Genomic DNA, 19,401 nt, shown 5'->3' with positions numbered 1-19,401 from the left:
GAGGAGACCTTCCGGGGTCGACGTAGGCTCGGAGGCGTGACGGTGAGCCGGGAGATCGACGACATCCTGCAGCGCGGCGCGGACGGCGGGCGGATCACGCCCGACGAGGCCCTGCTGCTCTACACCGAGGCGCCCTTCCACGCGTTGGGCGAGGCGGCGGACGCGGTGCGCCGTCGGCGCTACCCGGACAACATCGTCACCTACCTGATCGACCGCAACATCAACTACACGAACGTCTGCGTGACGGCGTGCAAGTTCTGCGCGTTCTACCGGGCCCCCAAGCACAAGGAGGGGTGGACCCACCCGACCGAGGAGATCCTGCGCCGCTGCGGCGAGGCGGTCGAGCTGGGCGCCACCCAGGTGATGCTCCAGGGCGGTCACCACCCGGACTACGGGGTGGAGTACTACGAGGAGCTCTTCTCCTCGGTCAAGCAGGCGTACCCGCAGCTCGCCATCCACTCGATCGGGCCGAGCGAGATCCTGCACATGGCGAAGGTCTCCGGGGTCAGCCTGGACGAGGCGATCGCCCGGATCAAGGCCGCCGGGCTCGACTCGATCGCCGGCGCCGGCGCGGAGATGCTCCCCGACCGGCCGCGCAAGGCGATCGCCCCGCTGAAGGAGTCGGGCGCGCGCTGGCTGGAGGTCATGGAGCTGGCGCACCGGCAGGGCCTCGAGTCGACCGCCACGATGATGATGGGCACCGGCGAGACCAACGCCGAGCGCATCGAGCACCTGCGGATGATCCGCGACGTGCAGGACCGGACCGGGGGCTTCCGGGCGTTCATCCCCTGGACGTACCAGCCGGAGAACAACCACCTCAAGGGCCGGACCCAGGCCACCACCCTGGAGTACCTGCGGCTGGTCGCGGTGGCCCGGCTCTTCTTCGAGACCGTCCCGCACCTGCAGGCCTCCTGGCTCACCACCGGCAAGGACGCCGGCCAGCTCGCGCTGCACATGGGCGTCGACGACCTGGGCTCGATCATGCTGGAGGAGAACGTCATCTCCTCGGCCGGCGCCCGGCACCGCTCCAACCTGCACGAGCTGATCGGGATGATCCGTACCGCCGGCCGGATCCCGGCCCAGCGGGACACCCTCTACAACCGGCTGGCCGTGCACCACACGCCGGCGGACGACCCGACGGACGAGCGGGTGGTCTCGCACTTCTCCTCGATCGCGATGCCGGGCGGTGGCGCCGGAAAGACGCTGCCGCTGGTGGAGGCGCACTGACCCGCTGACGGCCGGCCCCGGTGGTGATCGTCCGATCGGCCACCGGGGTTCCGCCGAGCGGGCGTATTCCGCCACGTGGCGGGGGGTGCTGGCCCCGCAGATCGCCATCAATCCCGGCAATTCGGGGCTGATCGCTCATTGCGCAGGTCATAACGGTTCGGGTTGAAGGGTGGCGAGGGGCATCGACGGCCGCTAACGTGCGGCGGCGTACCTCTCATTCTTCCCACGGGGGAAACCTTTCATGAGCTTCCACAACCGACCGCTCGCGCGGCTCGGCGCTGCCAGCCTGCTCGCCGCCGGCGCGCTCGCCGCCTTCGGCGCCCCGGCGCACGCCGCCGGCACCGAGACCGACCTGTCGCTCGACGTGGTCGGCACCCGGGTCGCCACCAACGCCGGTGAGAAGATCGCCTTCGCCAAGGTGCGTAACCTCGGGCAGAACACGCCGAGCGAGCTGTTCATCCACGCCGACCTCGCCGGCTTCGATTTCAGCAAGTTCACGATCTGGCCGCTCGACACGAGCAACTGCAACCCCGAGGGCGAGCGCGACGAGGTGCGGGCCTGGACGTGCGCCGTGCCGCAGGAGCAGCTGCCCGGCCCGGGCGAGACCCTGGAGTTCCCGCTCCTGGCCTTCAAGGCGAACTCGACCGCGACGAGCTACTCCGGCGACGTCACGTACACGATCTCCTCGAAGGACGACACCAACCCGGCGAACAACACCCGGGTCGGGAAGCTGGAGTTCACCGCGGAGCAGGGCGTCGATCTGGGCGTGCTGGTCTCGGACGTGACCAAGGCCGTCGAGCCGCCGGCCAACGATCCGGAGGCGCCGAACAACCAGCCGCTCTACCCCGGTGACAGCACCATGGCCTTCGGCACCCTGGTCAACCAGGGCGACCGCACCACTGACGGGGTGCGGCTGACCATCAAGCTGCCCGAGGATGTCACCTTCTCGCTCAAGTTCACCGACTGCGTCCACTCGGCCGACAACCGGACGGCCACCTGCGACCTCACCGACCTTCAGTTGGCCGAGGGCGGTGACGCGCTCTACTTCCAGCTCCCCATCCACGTCGCCGGGGACGTCAAGGCGCCGGTCGCCCTCAAGCCCGGCACGGTCACCGCGGTCGCGCTCGGCCAGCTGGACCCGGAGGTGAAGCCCCTGGCGCCGGCCAAGCCGAAGCTGCCGGCGGGGATGAAGCTGGCACCGGCGCACGAGATCGACCCGAGCGACAACAGCGACGACTTCGCGGTGATCGTGGCGGCGAAGCCGAACGGTGGCGGTGGTGGCACCGGTGGCGACAGCGGCACCGGCGGCGGCGGTCTGCCGGTGACCGGCCCGCAGGCGGGTCTGATCGGTGGCGTCGGTGTCGCGGCGGCGATCGCCGGTGGGGTGCTGTTCCTGGCGGCGCGTCGGCGCCGGGTGGTGCTGGTGACGCCGGGCGACGAGAAGCCGACGGCCTGAGGTACGTCCTCCATCGGCCCGTGAGGGCCGTTCACATAACGCAGGGCGGTGCGGGCGGGATGGGAAACCATCCCGCCCGCACCTATTCCCGCCACCGGCCACGGAGGACGGTCGTTTCTCGAACGGCCAGGTGGTGGTCCGGAGATGCTGAACGGTTCGGCCGTTCGGGGGAGGTGGCGGCCACCTCGAGGCCGACAAGGGCCATCAATACCGGCACTTCGTGGTCGTCCGCCGGTGTTGGACGCCGAGTCGCCCGGCGCGCGGGGTGGCGAGGTGTATCGCCGGCCGCTAACGTCCGCCCGACCCACCTTTTTTCTTCCCACGGGGGAACCTTTCATGATCTTCCACAACCGACCGTTGGCGCGGATCGGTGCCGCCGCCCTGCTCGCCTCCGGCGCGTTCACCGCGCTGGGCGTGCCGGCGTACGCGGCGGGCACCGGGACCGACCTGTCGCTCGACGTCGCCGGCACCCGCATCGCGGCGGACGTCGAGGGCAAGGCCGCGTTCGTCAAGATCAGCAACAAGGGTGAGAACACGCCGTCGACGGCGCAGGTCATCATCGACATCGCCAAGCTCGACCCGGCGAAGGCGGGCGTGCTGCCGTTCGCCGACGAGTGCGAGCCCGGCACCGCCAGCACCTGGGTGTGCACCCTGACCGAGCGGGAGATCCCGGCCCCCGGCGCCACCGTGGAGCTGCCGCTGGTCATCTTCAAGGACACCGTGCCGGGCGCGTACTCGGCGCCGGTCACCTTCACCGTGCAGTCGCCGGAGGACACCAACCCGGCCAACGACTCCAAGACCGTCCAGGTCGAGTTCACCGAGGAGAACGGCGTCGACCTCTCCGTACTGGCCCCGGACGTCGACCGCCGGATCGAGCCGGAGCACTGGGACACCGACCCGGCCAAGGCGCCGCTGCTGAAGCCGGGCGAGGAGACGATCGCCCAGGCGTACATCTTCAACCAGGGCGACATGATCGCCGACGGTCTCGACCTGAAGGTCACCCTCCCCAAGGGGGTCACCTTCAGCCGGGACCTCAAGGAGTGCGACTTCAGCGCCGACCGGCGTACCGCCAACTGCTCGGGTGGCCTGATCAAGCTCAAGCCGGGCGAGGACCTCTGGGGCGTCTTCCCGGTGCAGGTCGCCGCCGACGTGAAGGCACCGGTGAGCCTGACCGGCGGCATGGTCACGGCGAGCGCCCGTGGTGAGCTTCCGGCCACCGAGAAGTCCCTCGCCGCGGCCGGCTCCACGCTGCCCTCGTTCCTCAAGGAGGCGGCACCCGGTGCCAAGGCGACCGACGTCGACGAGAGCGACAACAGCGACAACTTCGCGGTGATCGTGGCGGCGAAGCCGAACGGTGGCGGTGGTGGCACCGGTGGCGACAGCGGCACCGGCGGCGGCGGTCTGCCGGTGACCGGCCCGCAGGCGGGTCTGATCGGTGGCGTCGGTGTCGCGGCGGCGATCGCCGGTGGGGTGCTGTTCCTGGCGGCGCGTCGGCGCCGGGTGGTGCTGGTGACGCCGGGCGACGAGAAGCCGACGGTCTGAGCATCGTTGAGCTGACGTAGGGCGGTGCGGGCGGGATGGGCGACCATCCCGCCCGCACCGTTTCATCCGTTCGGACCGGTGTGGACGGAGACCGCCCGTCGCGGCTGGCGCAGGGCCATCGATGTCCGATAACGTCCGGCCGGTTCGCAACCTTCCGTTCTTCCCTAACCCCGGGGGACCGATGACACTGTTCCACCGCACGGCCCTGGCCCGTCTCGGCGCCGTGGCCCTGCTCGCCGCCGGTGGCGTGGCCACCGGCGCCGCGCCCGCACAGGCCGCCGACCCGGCGGACCTCCAGCTGATCCCGCTCAGCTACGAGCTGGCCAAGGGCGTCAAGGAGGCCAAGGCCAAGCCGTTCAAGTTCACCGTCGACAACACCCGCAGCGCTGTCGACGCCAAGGACGTCTCGGTGACCGTCGAGACCAAGGACCTCAAGGACAACAAGGTCGGCGTGGTCGTCCCCGACGGCTGTGAGGTCGACGGCACCGCCTTCACCTGCCTCCTCGGCGACCTGGCCGGTGGCACCACCGAGGACTTCTACATCCCGCTCTTCTCCACCGGCGGCCGCGGCGCCGCCGGCACCCTGGTGGTCACCATCAGCTCGGCCACCGCCGACCCCCACCTCGACGACAACACCGTCGAGCACGACATCACCGTCGCCCGCCCCGGCTACGACCTCACCACCTGGGCACAGGACGTCTACGCCGACGTGACGGTCGACGGCGACGAGGCCGGCGAGTCGGCGCTGCGGGGCGTCAAGCCGGGCGAGACCGCGCCGCTGGACTGGGTCGTCTTCAACGACGGCAGCCGGCGGGCCACCGGCATCGCGTACGGCATCACGCTGCCGGCCGGCGTCACCTTCGCCGAGGTGCCGGAGGGCTGCGTCGAGCAGGAGCTCGGCGGGTTCGCGCAGGCGTACTGCGAGGACGCCGGCGCGGTGCTGCGGCCGGGCCAGTTCTACACCGCCGACGTGCGGGTGAAGGTCGGCGCCGGCGTCACCGAGAAGCTGCTCCGCCCGGGCTTCGTCTTCGCCGCCGGTCTGGACGCCGCCGAGGGACAGCCGGAGGAGGAGCCGCAGGTCGCCACCGGCGCCCAGCGGCGGACCTTCACCGAGACCGACGACGGTGACAACACCGCCCAGTTCGACGTCTTCGTCGACCTGACCGTCGAGCCGACCCCGACCGGTTCGCCGACCGCGAACCCGACGGCGACGCCGACCGCGACCCCGATCGGTCAGCCGACCGGCGTCCCGACCGCCAGCCCGACCGCCGGTGGCGGCAGCGGTGGCGGCGACGGTGGCCTGCCGGTGACCGGTACGCAGGTCGGCCTGATCGGCGGCATCGGCGGGGCGATCCTGCTCGCGGGCGGGGCGCTGCTGGTGCTCTCGCGCCGGCGCCGGGTCGTGCTGGTGACCCCGGGGGACGAGAAGTCCGAGGACTGATTTCTTCCGCGGAGTAAGGGCGGGGTGGGTGACCACCCCGCCCTTTCCCGTACCCGGGGCGGCGAGACCCAGCGGCCAGCGGCCGCGGCCCGGCTGGCAGAGTGGAGGGGTGAGCCGTACCCCGCAGGGCCAGCGCGCCAGCCTGGACAAGCAGCCGCACGAGGTCGCCGCGATGTTCGACGGCGTGGCCGCCCGCTACGACCTGACCAACACTGTGCTCTCCTTCGGGCAGGACCGGTCCTGGCGGCGGGCGACCCGCGCCGCGCTCGACCTGCGTCCGGGGGAGAAGGTCCTGGACGTCGGCGCGGGCACCGGTGTCTCGACCGAGGAACTGGCGTACTCCGGGGCGTACGCGGTGGGCGCGGACCTGTCGCTGGGGATGCTGCACGCCGGCAAGCGGACCCGCCCGGCGGTGCCGCTGCTGGCCGGGGACGCCTTGCGGCTGCCGTTCGCCGACGCCAGCTTCGACGCGGTGACCATCTCCTTCGCGCTGCGCAACGTCAACGACACCGACGCGGCGCTGCGTGAGCTGGCCCGGGTCACCCGGCCCGGTGGCCGGCTGGTGGTCTGCGAGTTCAGCACCCCGGTCAACCCCGCCTTCCGCACGGTCTACCTGTCGTACCTGATGCGGTCGCTGCCGGCGGTGGCGCGGGCCGTCTCGAGCAACCCCGACGCGTACGTCTACCTCGCCGAGTCGATCCGGGCCTGGCCGGACCAGCCGGCGTTGGCGGCGCGGATCGGCGCGGCCGGCTGGGGGCGGGTGGCCTGGCGCAACCTGACCGGTGGCGTGGTCGCGCTGCACCGGGCGGTTCGCGACTGACGCGGCATTCAGCCATCTGTTTCGTGAATATCGGTTTTTAGTCTACTTTGCCCCGTAGGCTCGCCCCCATGACGGCAGCAGACAAGCCGGACGTGCCGACCGACGACGACGCGGCCGAACTCATCGCCCAGCTCAGGGAGCTGGCCGGCGCCGATCCCACCGACGTCCGTCAGGTGGTCGCCGAGGTGCTGGCCGCGCTCGATCGGGCGGCCGGCGGCGCGCTGCGCGAGCACCTGCCCGAGACGATCCGGGCCGACGCCGGCCTGGACCCAGCCTCACCGGTCCGGCGCTGATCCCCAGGTGAACGCCGCCCCGCGTGTTTCCGGCAAGTTAGGTACCCCTCAGCGGCCCGGGGTGTAACGCCGGTCATAGACTCCAACCCGATCGGCTTGTGAAGCATTTCACGAGCATGCGGGAGGAGGCGCAGATGACTTCGGTGGAGAACGACGCCGACGTGATCGTGGTGGGCGCCGGTCCCGGAGGATCGGCGACGGCGTACCACCTGGCGCGGCACGGCGTACGCGTGCTGCTGCTGGAGAAGACCGAGTTCCCTCGCGAGAAGGTCTGCGGGGACGGGCTCACCCCCCGGGCGACCCGGCAGCTCATCCGGATGGGCGTGGACACCTCGCCCGAGGCGGGCTGGCTGCACAACAGGGGCCTGCGGGTGATCGGCGGCGGGGTACGCCTCGAACTGGACTGGCCCGACCTGGCCAGCTTCCCCAACTACGGACTGGTCCGCACCCGGCTGGACTTCGACGATTTACTCGCCCAGCGGGCGGTCGCCGCCGGCGCCAAGCTGCGCACCAGCGTCAACGTCATCGGTCCGGTGCTCGACGCCGACGACCGGGTGATCGGCGTGCAGGCCGAGGTCGGCCCGGACAAGGAACCCGCCGCCTTCCACGCGCCGCTGGTGGTCGCCGCGGACGGAGTCTCCGGCCGCTTCCCGCTCGCCCTCGGGCTGGCCAAGCGGGAGGACCGGCCGATCGGGGTGGCCGTCCGGCGCTACTACCGCTCGCCCGCCAAGCACGACGACAACTACCTGGAGTCCTGGCTGGAGCTGCGCGGCAAGGGCAGCGACGCCCTGCTCCCCGGCTACGGCTGGATCTTCGGCCTCGGTGACGGCCGGGTCAACGCCGGCCTCGGCATCCTGAACTCCTCCTCCGCCTTCGGCAAGACGAACTACCGACGGCTGCTCACCGACTGGCTGGCCAACACCCCGGAGGACTGGGGGATGACCGACGAGGCGAACGCCGAGGGGCCGATCCTGGGCGCCGCGCTGCCGATGGGCTTCAATCGGGTCCCGCACTACACCCGGGGCGTCATGCTGGTCGGCGACTCCGGCGGCATGGTCAACCCGTTCAACGGCGAGGGCATCGCGTACGCGATGGAGTCCGGCGAGCTGGCCGCGGAGATCGCGGTCCAGGCGCTCGCCCGGCCGGCCGGCCCCGAGCGGGAGCGGGCGCTGATGGCGTACCCGCAGGAGCTGAAGGCGCGCTTCGGTGGCTACTACCGGCTCGGCGGAATCTTCGTCAAGCTGATCGGCCGTCCCGAGGTGATGCGGATGGCGACCAAGCACGGCATGCCGCACCCGACGCTGATGCGCTTCGTGCTCAAGCTGCTGGCCAACCTGACCGACCCGCGCGGCGGGGATGCGATGGACCGGGTCATCAACGCGATGACGAAGGCGGCACCGGCCGTCTAGACCACCGCGTTCGGGCCGCGAGGCCCGGGCGCGGACAGAGATCGACCCCCGCTGGCGGACGTCACGAGGGACGTGAATAGTGTGATTTTCGCCAAGTACCAGGGGCAGGGGAAGGACGAGCAGGAGAAAAGATGTCGCTCTCGCCTTACGCACCGATCATCGGGCTGTTCGCCCTCGCCGCGGGGTTCTCGCTGTTCTCCGTGGCCGCCGCCCGCTTCGCCGGTCCCCGGCGCTTCAACAAGGCCAAGCTCGAGGCGTACGAGTGCGGCATCGAGCCGAGCCCGCAGCCGGTCGGCGGCGGCCGGTTCCCGATCAAGTTCTACCTGACGGCGATGCTCTTCATCGTCTTCGACATCGAGATCATCTTCCTGTACCCCTGGGCGGTCTCGTTCGACGCCCTGCCGATCTTCGGCTTCGTGGAGATGGTCATGTTCATCGTCGCGGTCTTCGTCGCTTACGCCTACGTGTGGCGGCGCGGCGGCCTGGACTGGGACTGAGGGAGGTACGTCAGATGGGCATCGAGGAGAAGCTCCCGGCCGGCGTCCTGCTCACCTCCGTGGAGAAGCTGGTCAACTGGTCGCGGAAGTCGTCCGTCTGGGGCGCCACCTTCGGCCTGGCCTGCTGCGCCATCGAGATGATGGCCGCCGGCGGTCCGCACTACGACATGGGCCGCTGGGGCATGGAGGTCTTCCGGGCCTCGCCGCGCCAGGCCGACCTGATGATCGTGGCCGGGCGGGTGAGCCAGAAGATGGCCCCGGTCCTGCGCCAGATCTACGACCAGATGGCCGAGCCCCGCTGGGTGCTCTCCATGGGCGTCTGCGCCAGCAGCGGCGGCATGTTCAACAACTACGCCATCGTCCAGGGCGTCGACCACGTGGTGCCGGTCGACATGTACCTCCCGGGCTGCCCGCCCCGGCCCGAGATGCTCATCGACGCGATCCTCAAGCTCCGCGAGAAGATCATGTACGAGCCGCTGGGCGCGAACGGGCGCAAGATGCTGGCGGCCCGCCAGGAGCGCGGCGACGTCCCGGTCGTGCCGTACGGCTCGATGCCGTCCTCGTACCGCAACGACAAGGCCCGGCGTGCCGAGTGGACCCAGGCGGTCCGCGAGGGGCGCGAGGAGCAGCTGCGGATCGAGAACTGGATGAACGCCCAGAACCACCTCCACGCGCACGGGGGCCCGAAGTGACCGCACCGAACGACAGGAACAACGACGGCGGGGTACCGGTACCGGTCACCCCGGCGGGGGCCAGCACCGGCGCCCCGGCCGAGTACCCGCCGTCCAGCCCCGCCGGCCGCGGCATGTTCGGCATGCACGGCACCGGTGACGTCTCCGGCTACGGCGGCCTGGTCCGCCAGCGCAAGCCGATCGAGGAGACCCCCCGGCCGTACGGCAGCTACTTCGACGAGGTCCGCGACGCGCTGGAGGAGGCGTACCCGGGCTTCGCCGACGCGATCGAGAAGGTCGTGGTCGACCGCGGCGAGCTGACCCTGCACGTCCGCCCCGAGCGGATCGCCGAGGTCTGCCAGGTGATGCGGGACGACATGGGGCTCCGCTTCGAGCTCTGCTCCTCGGTCTCCGGGGCCGACTACCTCGGCGCCGACGAGCGCCGGCTGCATGTGGTCTACCAGCTCACCTCGATGACCTACCGGCGTCGGGTCCGGCTGGAGGCCGCGGTCTCCGTCGAGCAGCCCCACCTGCCGAGCGTCACCGCCGTCTACCCGACCGCCGACTGGCAGGAGCGGGAGGCGTACGACATGTTCGGCATCGTCTTCGACGGCCACCCCAACCTCACCCGGATCCTCATGCCGGACGACTGGGAGGGTCACCCGCAGCGCAAGGACTACCCGCTCGGCGGCATCCCCGTCGAGTACAAGGGTGCGGAAATCCCGCCGCCGGACCGTAGGAGGTCCTACCAGTGACCACGTCCAACTACGCGACCGAGCGTGAGACCACCGAGGGGAAGGTCTTCACCGTCACCGGTGGGGACTGGGACCAGGTCGTCTCCGGCACCGACCCGATCAACGACGAGCGGATCGTCGTCAACATGGGTCCGCAGCACCCGTCCACGCACGGCGTGCTCCGGCTGATCCTGGAGCTGGAGGGCGAGACGGTCCGCGAGGCCCGCTCGGTCGTCGGCTACCTGCACACCGGCATCGAGAAGAACCTCGAATACCGCAACTGGGTCCAGGGCTCGACCTTCGTGACCCGGATGGACTACCTCTCCCCGCTGTTCAACGAGACGGCGTACGCGCTGGCGGTGGAGAAGCTGCTCGGCATCACCGACGAGATCACCGAGCGGGCCACCACCATCCGGGTGCTGATGATGGAGCTGAACCGGATCTCCTCGCACCTGGTCTGGCTGGCCACCACCGGCATGGAACTGGGCGCGATTTCTATCATGCTGTACGGCTTCCGCGAGCGGGAGTACATCCTCGACATCTTCGAGACCATCACCGGCCTGCGGATGAACCACGCGTACATCCGGCCGGGCGGCGTGGCGCAGGACGTGCCGGACGAGGCGATCGGCAAGATCCGCAACTTCCTCGCGATGATGCCGAAGAAGCTCAAGGAGTACGAGGACCTCCTCTCCGGCCAGCCGATCTGGACCGAGCGGACCAAGGGCGTCGCGGTGCTCGATGTGACCGCCTGCGTCGCGCTCGGGGTCACCGGCCCGGTGCTCCGCTCCGCGGGCCTGGCCTGGGACCTGCGCAAGACGATGCCGTACTGCGGCTACGAGACGTACGAGTTCGACGTGCCGACCCACCCGGACGGTGACGTCTGGGGCCGCTACCTGGTCCGGCTCGCCGAGATCCGGGAGTCGCTGAAGCTGGTCGAGCAGGCCCTCGACCGGTTGAAGCCGGGCCCGGTGATGGTCGCCGACCGCAAGATCGCGTGGCCGGCGCAGCTCGCCATCGGCGTGGACGGCATGGGTAACTCGCTGGAGCACGTCGCCAAGATCATGGGTCAGTCGATGGAGTCGCTGATCCACCACTTCAAGCTCGTCACCGAGGGCTTCCGGGTCCCGCCGGGCCAGGTGTACGTCGGCATCGAGTCGCCCCGCGGTGAGCTGGGCGTGCACGCGGTCTCCGACGGCGGCACCCGGCCCTACCGGGTGCACTACCGGGAGCCGAGCTTCGTCAACCTCCAGGCCCTCCCGGCGATGGCCGAGGGCGGCCTGATCGCCGACGTGATCGCCGGTGGCGCCTCGCTGGACCCCGTGATGGGTGGTTGTGACCGATGACCTTCAGTGAAACGACTCGCGAGCGGGCGCGGGAGATCGTCGCCCGGTACCCGGCCGACCGGTCCCGCTCGGCGCTGTTGCCGCTGCTGCACCTGGTGCAGTCCGAGCAGGGCTACGTCTCCCCGGCCGGCGTCGAGTTCTGCGCCGAGGTGCTCGGGCTGAACAAGGCCCAGGTCGGCGCGGTGGCGACCTTCTACACCATGTACAAGCGCCGGCCCACCGGCGACTACCTGGTCAGCGTTTGCACCAACACGATGTGCGACGTGCTGGGCGGCCAGGCGGTCTACGACACCCTCGCCGAGCACCTCGGCGTCGGGCACGACGAGACCACCGCCGACGGGAAGATCACCCTGGAGCACGCCGAGTGCCTCGCGGCCTGCGACTACGGCCCGGTGATGACCGTCAACTACGACTTCTTCGACGGCGTCGACCCGCAGACCGCGCTCGGCGTGGTCGACGAGCTGCGCTCCGGCGGCCGGCCGATGCCGACCCGCGGCGCCCGGCTCTGCACGCTCAAGGAGATGGCGGTCCAGCTCGCCGGTTTCGCCGACGAGCGGGAGGGCGCGGTCGCCGACGGCGGGCCGGGCGAGCCGACCCTGCGGGGCCTGCGCCTGGCCGAGCAGCACGGCATCTCGGTACCCGGCTACGACCCGAACACGCCGATCCGGAGCAAGGCCGAGGCCGACAAGGCCGCCGCCCAGGCCAAGGCCGCGGAGGCCGCCAAGGCCGAGCCCGCCAAGGCCCCGGCCAGCGGCAGCACCGCCCCGGACGTCAAGGCTCCGGACGGCAAGTCGCCGCAGGTGCGTACCGCCGAGACCCGGCAGCCCGACGCGGCGACCGCCGTGCCGGACGCCCCCGGCACCAAGCTCCCGGTGGACACCACCGCGCCGGCGCCCCGCGACGCGCGGCAGGCGGTGGCCGCCGGCGTGGCGGCCAACCCGCCGGCCGGTGACGGCAAGCCCGCCGGCGACGAAGCCGGCGCCCAGGAGCGCAACCTCAAGGAAGCGGAGGCGGGCGCCAACGGCGGCCCCGCGGTCGCGAGCGAAACGGGGGGCCAGAAGTGACCACTCCTCGGCCGGAGACGCTGGCCAAGCTGACGCCCGTGCTGACCAAGCGCTGGCTGTCGCCGGACGCCTGGCGGATCGACACCTACGAGAAGCTCGACGGCTATGCGGCGCTGCGCAAGGCGCTCAAGGCCCACCCGGACGACCTGATCCAGCTGATCAAGGACTCCGGGCTGCGCGGCCGGGGTGGCGCCGGCTTCCCGACCGGTCTCAAGTGGGGGTTCATCCCGCAGGGCGACGGCAAGCCGCACTACCTGGTGGTCAACGCCGACGAGGGCGAGCCGGGCACCTGCAAGGACCTGCCGCTGATGACGCACGACCCGCACGCGCTGGTCGAGGGCGTGATCATCGCGTCGTACGCGATCCGGGCCAGCCGCGCCTACATCTACATCCGGGGCGAGGCGGTGCACGCCGCGCGCCGGCTGCGCAACGCGGTGCGGGAGGCGTACGACAAGGGCTACCTCGGGAAGAACATCATGCGTTCCGGGTTCGACCTGGAGCTGGTGGTGCACTCCGGCGCCGGGGCGTACATCTGCGGTGAGGAGACCGCGCTGCTGGACTCGCTGGAGGGCTTCCGGGGCCAGCCCCGGCTCCGCCCGCCGTTCCCGGCGACCCACGGCCTGTACGCCAGCCCAACCGTGGTCAACAACGTCGGCACCATCGCCAGCGTGCCGCCCATCGTGCTGGGCGGCGCGGACTGGTGGAAGACCATGGGGACGGAGAAGTCCTCCGGCCCGATGATCTACTCGCTCTCCGGCCGGATCGCCAACCCCGGCCAGTTCGAGTGCTCGATGGGGATCACCCTGCGCGAGCTGATCGAGCTGGCCGGCGGGATGCAGCCCGGGCACAACCTGAAGTTCTGGACGCCGGGCGGGTCGTCGACGCCGCTGCTCACCGCCGAGCACCTGGACGTGCCGCTGGACTTCGAGGGGGTGGCGGCGGCCGGCTCGATCCTGGGCACCACGGCCACCCAGATCTTCTCCGACCAGGACTGCCCGGTGTACGCGACCTACCGGTGGCTGGAGTTCTACCACCACGAGTCGTGCGGCAAGTGCACCCCGTGCCGCGAGGGCAACTACTGGATGGTCCGGGTCTACCGGCGGATCCTCGCCGGCCAGGGCACCCACGAGGACCTGGACACCCTGCTCGACACCTGCGACAACATCCTCGGCCGGTCGTTCTGCGGTCTGGGTGACGGTGCGACCAGCTCGGTGACCTCGTCGCTGAAGTACTTCAAGCAGGACTACCTCGACTACATCGAGGGACGTACCGCGCCGAAGCTCTCCGACAAGCAGCTGGTTGGAGCTCACTGATGACGGACGTAGCCAAGCAGACCGAGACGGTCACGCTCACCATCGACGGCGTCGAGGTCACCGCCCCCAAGGGCGCGCTGCTGATCCGGGTCGCCGAGCAGTTGGGCACCGAGATCCCCCGGTTCTGCGACCACCCGCTGCTGGCCCCGGCCGGCGCCTGCCGGCAGTGCCTGGTCGAGGTGGAGGGGCAGCGCAAGCCGGTCGCCTCGTGCACCCAGACCGTCGCCGACGGCATGGTGGTCCGCACCCAGCTCACCTCCCCGGTCGCCAAGAAGGCGCAGGAGGGGGTGATGGAGCTGCTGCTGCTCAACCACCCGCTCGACTGCCCGATGTGCGACAAGGGCGGCGAGTGCCCGCTGCAGAACCAGGCGATGTCGACCGGCCGCACCGACTCCCGCTTCCACGAGCACAAGCGCGAGTACGAGAAGCCGATGTCGATCAGCAGCCAGGTGCTGCTGGACCGTGAGCGCTGCGTGCTCTGCCAGCGCTGCACCCGGTTCTCCGAGGAGATCGCCGGCGACAAGTTCATCGACCTGATGGGCCGGTCGTCCGCCGAGGAGATCAACATCTACCGGGACGAGGCGTACGGCGAAGAGGGCGACGCGGGCGACGTCCCGTTCAACTCCTACTTCTCCGGCAACACCGTGCAGATCTGTCCGGTGGGCGCGCTCACCGGGAGCCAGTACCGGTTCCGGGCCCGCCCGTTCGACCTGGTCTCGAGCCCCAGCGTCTGCGAGCACTGCTCGGCCGGCTGCGCCCAGCGCACCGACTGGCGGCGCGGCAAGGTGCTGCGCCGGCTGGCCGGCGACGACCCGCAGGTCAACGAGGAGTGGAACTGCGACAAGGGGCGGTGGGGCTTCCAGTACACCCGCGCCTTCGACCGGATCACCACCCCGCGGGTACGCGACGAGAGCACCGGCGAGCTGCGCGAGGCCTCCTGGAGCGAGGCGCTGACCCGGGCCGCCGACGGGCTGCGTGCCGCCCGGGACGGCGGCCGGGGCACCGCGGTGCTCACCGGCGGCCGGCTCACCGTCGAGGACGCCTACGCCTACGCCAAGTTCGCCCGGGTGGCCCTGCACACCAACGACATCGACTTCCGGGCCCGGCCGGTCTCCCGCGAGGAGGCCGACTTCCTGGCCAGCAGCGTCGCCGGGTTCACCGAGGTGACCTACGCCGACGTGGAGAAGGCGTCCACGGTGGTGCTGGTCGGCCTGGAGCCGGAGGAGGAGTGCCCGATCCTCTTCCTGCGGCTGCGCAAGGCGTACCTGAAGAAGAAGTTGACCGTCTACGCGATCGCGCCGTTCGCCACCCGCGGCCTGGAGAAGCTCGGGGCCAAGCTGGCCCGGGTGGTGCCGGGCGAGGAGGCGAGCGTGCTCGCCGAGCACGACACGGTGGCCGAGGCGCTCAGCGCCGAGGGCGCGATCCTCTTCGTCGGCGAGCGGCTGGCCAGCGTGCCGGGCGGGCTCTCCGCCGCGGCGGCGGTGGCGCGGCGGACCGGCGCGAAGCTGGCCTGGGTGCCGCGGCGCGCGGGTGACCGCGGCGCGGTCGACGCGGGCTGCCTGCCCAACCTGCTCCCCGGCGGGCGTCCGGTCACCGAGCCGGCCGCCCGGGCGGAGCTGGGCGAGGCCTGGGACATCCCGGCCGGGGTGATCCCGAGCCAGGCCGGGCGGGACACCGACGGCATCCTCACGGCGGCGGTCAACGGCCAGCTCGGCGCCCTGGTGGTGGCCGGCGTGGACCCGGCCGACCTGGCCGACCCGCGGCTGGCCGAGGAGGCCCTGGACGCGGTGCCGTTCCTGGTCAGCCTGGAGCTGCGCAACTCGGCGGTGGCCCGCCGGGCGGACGTCGTCCTTCCGATCGCCCCGGTGGTCGAGAAGGCCGGCAGCTTCCTGGACTGGGAGGGCCGGCTGCGCACCTTCGAGGCGGTGCTGAACACCACGGCGATGACCGACGGTCGGGTGCTCGACGCGCTCGCCGCGCAGCTCGACGTCCGACTCGGCACCGGTGACGTGCCGAGCATTCGGCGCGAGCTGGGTGGCCTGCCGCCGACCCGGGTGGATCGACCGGCCGTCCCCACGGTGGAGCCGGCCTCCGTCCGGCAGCCCGGGCCCGGCGAGGCGGTACTGGCCACCTGGCACCAGCTGATCGACCTGGGCAGCCTCACCGACGGCGACGAGCACCTCGCCGGCACCGCCCGCCCGCCGGTGGTCCGGCTGGCGAAGGGCACCGCCGACGCGATCGGTGTCGCCGACGGCGACCCGGTCACGGTGGGCACCGACCGGGGGGCGCTGACCCTGCCGGCGGAGATCACCGAGATGCCGGACGGGGTCGTCTGGCTGCCGACCAATTCACCCGGCTCGACCGTCCGGCGCAGCCTCGGGGCCGCGTCCGGCACGGTCGTGCGGATCTCCGTTCCCGCTCCGACCGCGGCCATCCCGGCCGGTCGGGTCGCGGCGGACGAGGCCGGCCGCCCGGGTCCCCTCCTCAACGCTGGGGGTAACCAGTGAACGCGCTCTACCTGGCGCAGGACCCGACGCTGGCCGATTTCGGCAAGGACCCCTGGTGGCTGGTCCTCGGCAAGATCGTCTTCGCCTTCGCCTTCGGCCTGCTGGCCACGCTGCTCGGCGTCTGGTTCGAGCGGCGGGTCGTCGGCTACATGCAGGTCCGGCCCGGCCCCAACCAGGTGGGCCCGTTCGGCCTGCTGCAGACCCTCGCCGACGGCCTGAAGATGGCCTTCAAGGAGGACATCCTGCCGCGGGCCGCGGACAAGGTCGTCTACTTCTTCGCGCCGACCATCTCGGTGATCTGCGCGGTGACCGCCCTGTCGGTGGTGCCGTTCGGCCCGATGGTCAGCATCTTCGGCCACCACACCCCGTTGCAGGTCACCGACGTGTCGGTGGCGGTGCTGGTGCTGCTGGCCTGTTCGTCGATGGGCATCTACGGCATCGTGCTGGGCGGTTGGGCCTCCGGCTCGACCTACCCGCTGCTCGGCGGTCTCCGCTCCAGCGCCCAGATGATCTCGTACGAGGTCGCGATGGGGCTGAGCATCGTGGCGGTGTTCATGACCGCCGGGACGATGTCCACCAGCGGGATCGTCGCCGCCCAGGCGAACGGCACCCAGCTCAGCATCGGCGGCGCGGAGATCCCGGCGCCCGGCTGGTACGCGATCCTGCTGCTGCCCAGCTTCATCATCTTCTTCATCGCCACCGTCGGTGAGACCAACCGGGCGCCGTTCGACCTCCCCGAGGCCGAGTCGGAGCTGGTCGCGGGCTTCATGACCGAGTACAGCTCGCTGAAGTTCGCGCTCTTCATGCTCTCCGAGTACGTCTCGATGGTGACCATGTCCGCGGTCACCACGACGCTCTTCCTCGGCGGCTGGCGGGCGCCCGCGCCGATCACCACCTTCTGGGCCGGCGCCAACTCCGGCTGGTGGCCGATGCTCTGGTTCTTCGGCAAGGTGCTGATCCTGGTCTTCGTCTTCGTCTGGCTCCGGGGCACCCTGCCCCGGCTCCGCTACGACCAGTTCATGCGGTTCGGTTGGAAGGTCCTGCTCCCGATCAACCTGGTCTGGATCCTGGTCCTCGCCGGGCTGCGCTCCATCGAGGACTGGCAGTCGCGGGACCGGCTGCTCGCCACCGCCATCGGCGCGGGGGTGCTGCTGCTGGCGACGGTCTTCTGGCCGAGCCGGAAGCCGGAGCCGAAGCCGTCCCTGCAGGAACAGGCCAACAACCGGCCGTACGGCAGCTTCCCGCTGCCGCCGCTGGATCTTCAGGTACCACCGAGCCCGCGCACCAAGCGCGTGGTCGCCGAGCGGGAGCCGGCCAACATCGCCACCGGCTCCGACTCCAGGGAGGTGTGACGTGGGCGCGATCACCGGAACGTTCAAGGGCTTCGGTGTCACCTTCTCGCACATGTTCAGGAAGGTCGTCACCACCGACTACCCGTTCAAGCCGCCGGTCTCGGCGCCGCGCTACCACGGGCGGCACATCCTGAACCGGCACCCGGACGGCCTGGAGAAGTGCATCGGCTGCGAGCTGTGCGCCTGGGCCTGCCCGGCGGACGCGATCTACGTCGAGGGCGGCGACAACACCGACGAGCAGCGCTTCTCGCCGGGTGAGCGGTACGCCAGCATCTACCAGATCAACTACGCCCGGTGCATCTTCTGCGGGCTCTGCATCGAGGCCTGCCCGACCCGCTCGCTCACCATGAGCAACGAGTACGAGCTGGCCCGGGACAACCGGCAGGACCTGATCTTCACCAAGGAGCAGCTGCTCGCGCCGCTGCTGCCGGGGATGGAGCAGCCGCCGCACCCGATGCGACTGGGCGACAGCGAGAAGGACTACTACGTCGGCGCGCTGACCAACCCGGGCACCTCGGCCGGTGCCGAGCACTCGGCCAACAACCCCGGCCGGTACCAGGTCGACCAGCATCCCGGGGTGACCTTCCCCGGTGCCGAGCAGGCGGCCCAGCGGGCCGAGGCGACCAACGGGTCGGCTGGCCAGGGCAAGGAGGGCACGGCATGACCACCCAGACGGTGCTCGCCGCGGCGGGCCAGGTGTCCGGGGGTGAGCAGGTCACCTTCTGGATCCTCGCCCCGCTGGCGCTGATCGGCGCGATCGGCATGGTGTGGGCCCGCAACGCGGTGCACTCCGCGCTCTGGCTGGTGCTGACCATGCTCTGCCTGGGCGTGTTCTACGTGCTCCAGGCGGGGCCGTTCATCGGCATGGTGCAGATCATCGTCTACACCGGCGCGATCATGATGCTCTTCCTCTTCGTGCTGATGCTGGTCGGTCGGGACGCCTCCGACTCGCTGATCGAGACGCTGCGCGGCCAGCGGGTCGCCGCGGTGGTGCTCGGCCTCGGCTTCGCCGGCCTGGTCGGCACCGGCCTCTACCGGGCCCTCAAGGGAGTCACCGCGGTGGGCCTGGAACAGGCCAACGCGGAGGGGAACGTGCAGGGCATCGCCCGGCTGCTCTTCACCAAGTACGTCTTCGCCTTCGAGCTGACCTCCGCGCTGCTGATCACGGCGGCCGTCGGCGCGATGGTGCTGGCGCACGTGGAGCGGCGCAAGGAGGACCGGATGGATCAGGTCGCCACGATGAAGGCCCGGTTCCGCCCCGGCAACTACCCCGGCCCGAAGCCCGGCCCGGGGGTCTTCGCCACCTCCTCCTCGGTGGCCACCCCGGCCCGCCTGCCCGACGGCCGGCTGACCGACCGCAGCACCCCGGCGATCCTTCCGCAGCGGGAGCTGACCGCCGAGGAGACCACGCTGAAGGGGACGGACAAATGACGCCGGACTACTACCTGATCCTCGCCGCTGTGCTCTTCACCATCGGTGCCGTCGGCGTGCTCGTCCGGCGCAACGCGATCGTGCTGTTCATGTGCGTCGAGCTGATGCTCAACGCGGCCAACCTGACGCTGGTCACCTTCAGCCGGATCAACGGTGACCTCAACGGCCAGATCATGGCGTTCTTCGTGATGGTGGTGGCCGCGGCCGAGGTCGTGGTCGGGCTCGCGATCATCATGTCGATCTTCCGGACCCGGCGCTCCGCGAGCGTCGACGACGCCAACCTGCTGAAGTACTGAGGGGC

Annotated in this window: 18 protein-coding genes; all 18 read left to right on the top strand. The window is 70.9% G+C overall.

Going from position 1 to position 19,401, the window contains the following annotated elements; translation table 11 throughout:
* Positions 1-36 precede the first annotated feature (36 nt).
* Complete coding sequence (gene mqnC, locus AC5RWQ_RS02890; protein WP_494281192.1) at positions 37-1,227, top strand: cyclic dehypoxanthinyl futalosine synthase; 1,191 nt, start codon at positions 37-39, stop codon at positions 1,225-1,227.
* A 241-nt stretch (positions 1,228-1,468) separates the two neighbouring features.
* Entirely contained in the window at positions 1,469-2,683 is a 1,215-nt protein-coding gene (locus AC5RWQ_RS02885) for a hypothetical protein (protein ID WP_494281191.1), read from the top strand.
* 336 nt (positions 2,684-3,019) lie between these two features.
* Entirely contained in the window at positions 3,020-4,225 is a 1,206-nt protein-coding gene (locus AC5RWQ_RS02880) for an LPXTG cell wall anchor domain-containing protein (protein WP_494281190.1), read from the top strand.
* 181 nt (positions 4,226-4,406) lie between these two features.
* Complete coding sequence (locus AC5RWQ_RS02875; RefSeq protein WP_494281189.1) at positions 4,407-5,666, top strand: PT domain-containing protein; 1,260 nt, start codon at positions 4,407-4,409, stop codon at positions 5,664-5,666.
* Between the two features lie 109 nt (positions 5,667-5,775).
* Entirely contained in the window at positions 5,776-6,486 is a 711-nt protein-coding gene (locus AC5RWQ_RS02870; RefSeq protein ID WP_494281188.1) for a demethylmenaquinone methyltransferase, read from the top strand.
* Between the two features lie 68 nt (positions 6,487-6,554).
* Positions 6,555-6,779, top strand: coding sequence for a hypothetical protein (locus AC5RWQ_RS02865; RefSeq protein WP_334491244.1), 225 nt, complete (start codon positions 6,555-6,557; stop codon positions 6,777-6,779).
* A 134-nt stretch (positions 6,780-6,913) separates the two neighbouring features.
* Positions 6,914-8,188, top strand: coding sequence for a geranylgeranyl reductase family protein (locus AC5RWQ_RS02860; protein WP_494281187.1), 1,275 nt, complete (start codon positions 6,914-6,916; stop codon positions 8,186-8,188).
* Positions 8,189-8,319: 131 nt separating this feature from the next.
* Complete coding sequence (locus AC5RWQ_RS02855; protein WP_088959279.1) at positions 8,320-8,685, top strand: NADH-quinone oxidoreductase subunit A; 366 nt, start codon at positions 8,320-8,322, stop codon at positions 8,683-8,685.
* 14 nt (positions 8,686-8,699) lie between these two features.
* Positions 8,700-9,377, top strand: a complete 678-nt coding sequence (locus tag AC5RWQ_RS02850; protein ID WP_334491239.1) for a NuoB/complex I 20 kDa subunit family protein — start codon at positions 8,700-8,702, stop codon at positions 9,375-9,377.
* Positions 9,374-10,111, top strand: coding sequence for an NADH-quinone oxidoreductase subunit C (locus tag AC5RWQ_RS02845; RefSeq protein WP_494281186.1), 738 nt, complete (start codon positions 9,374-9,376; stop codon positions 10,109-10,111). Before AC5RWQ_RS02850 ends, AC5RWQ_RS02845 begins: the two co-directional genes overlap by 4 nt.
* Entirely contained in the window at positions 10,108-11,433 is a 1,326-nt protein-coding gene (locus tag AC5RWQ_RS02840; RefSeq protein WP_494281185.1) for an NADH-quinone oxidoreductase subunit D, read from the top strand. The genes AC5RWQ_RS02845 and AC5RWQ_RS02840 overlap by 4 nt, the downstream gene beginning before the upstream one ends.
* Positions 11,430-12,497, top strand: coding sequence for an NADH-quinone oxidoreductase subunit NuoE (nuoE, locus tag AC5RWQ_RS02835; RefSeq protein ID WP_494281184.1), 1,068 nt, complete (start codon positions 11,430-11,432; stop codon positions 12,495-12,497). Before AC5RWQ_RS02840 ends, nuoE begins: the two co-directional genes overlap by 4 nt.
* On the top strand, positions 12,494-13,810 hold the full coding sequence (nuoF, locus tag AC5RWQ_RS02830) for an NADH-quinone oxidoreductase subunit NuoF (RefSeq protein WP_494281183.1): 1,317 nt from the start codon (positions 12,494-12,496) through the stop codon (positions 13,808-13,810). The genes nuoE and nuoF overlap by 4 nt, the downstream gene beginning before the upstream one ends.
* The gene (locus AC5RWQ_RS02825; RefSeq protein WP_494281182.1) at positions 13,810-16,317 is read left to right on the top strand and encodes an NADH-quinone oxidoreductase subunit G; all 2,508 of its coding nucleotides are present in this window, start codon (positions 13,810-13,812) and stop codon (positions 16,315-16,317) included. The genes nuoF and AC5RWQ_RS02825 overlap by 1 nt, the downstream gene beginning before the upstream one ends.
* Positions 16,314-17,669 carry an NADH-quinone oxidoreductase subunit NuoH gene (nuoH, locus tag AC5RWQ_RS02820; protein ID WP_494281181.1) on the top strand — a complete coding sequence of 452 codons (1,356 nt, stop codon included), beginning with the start codon at positions 16,314-16,316 and terminating at the stop codon, positions 17,667-17,669. Before AC5RWQ_RS02825 ends, nuoH begins: the two co-directional genes overlap by 4 nt.
* Before the next feature lies 1 nt (position 17,670).
* Positions 17,671-18,333, top strand: a complete 663-nt coding sequence (gene nuoI, locus AC5RWQ_RS02815; protein ID WP_494281180.1) for an NADH-quinone oxidoreductase subunit NuoI — start codon at positions 17,671-17,673, stop codon at positions 18,331-18,333.
* Complete coding sequence (locus AC5RWQ_RS02810; protein WP_494281179.1) at positions 18,330-19,100, top strand: NADH-quinone oxidoreductase subunit J; 771 nt, start codon at positions 18,330-18,332, stop codon at positions 19,098-19,100. The genes nuoI and AC5RWQ_RS02810 overlap by 4 nt, the downstream gene beginning before the upstream one ends.
* The gene (gene nuoK, locus AC5RWQ_RS02805; RefSeq protein ID WP_088959269.1) at positions 19,097-19,396 is read left to right on the top strand and encodes an NADH-quinone oxidoreductase subunit NuoK; all 300 of its coding nucleotides are present in this window, start codon (positions 19,097-19,099) and stop codon (positions 19,394-19,396) included. Before AC5RWQ_RS02810 ends, nuoK begins: the two co-directional genes overlap by 4 nt.
* Positions 19,397-19,401 lie beyond the last annotated feature (5 nt).

Source organism: Micromonospora sp. BS32 (assembly GCF_059089345.1).
Note: the sequence above shows the minus strand (reverse complement) of the source record. Positions and strands in the feature narration are given on the sequence as shown.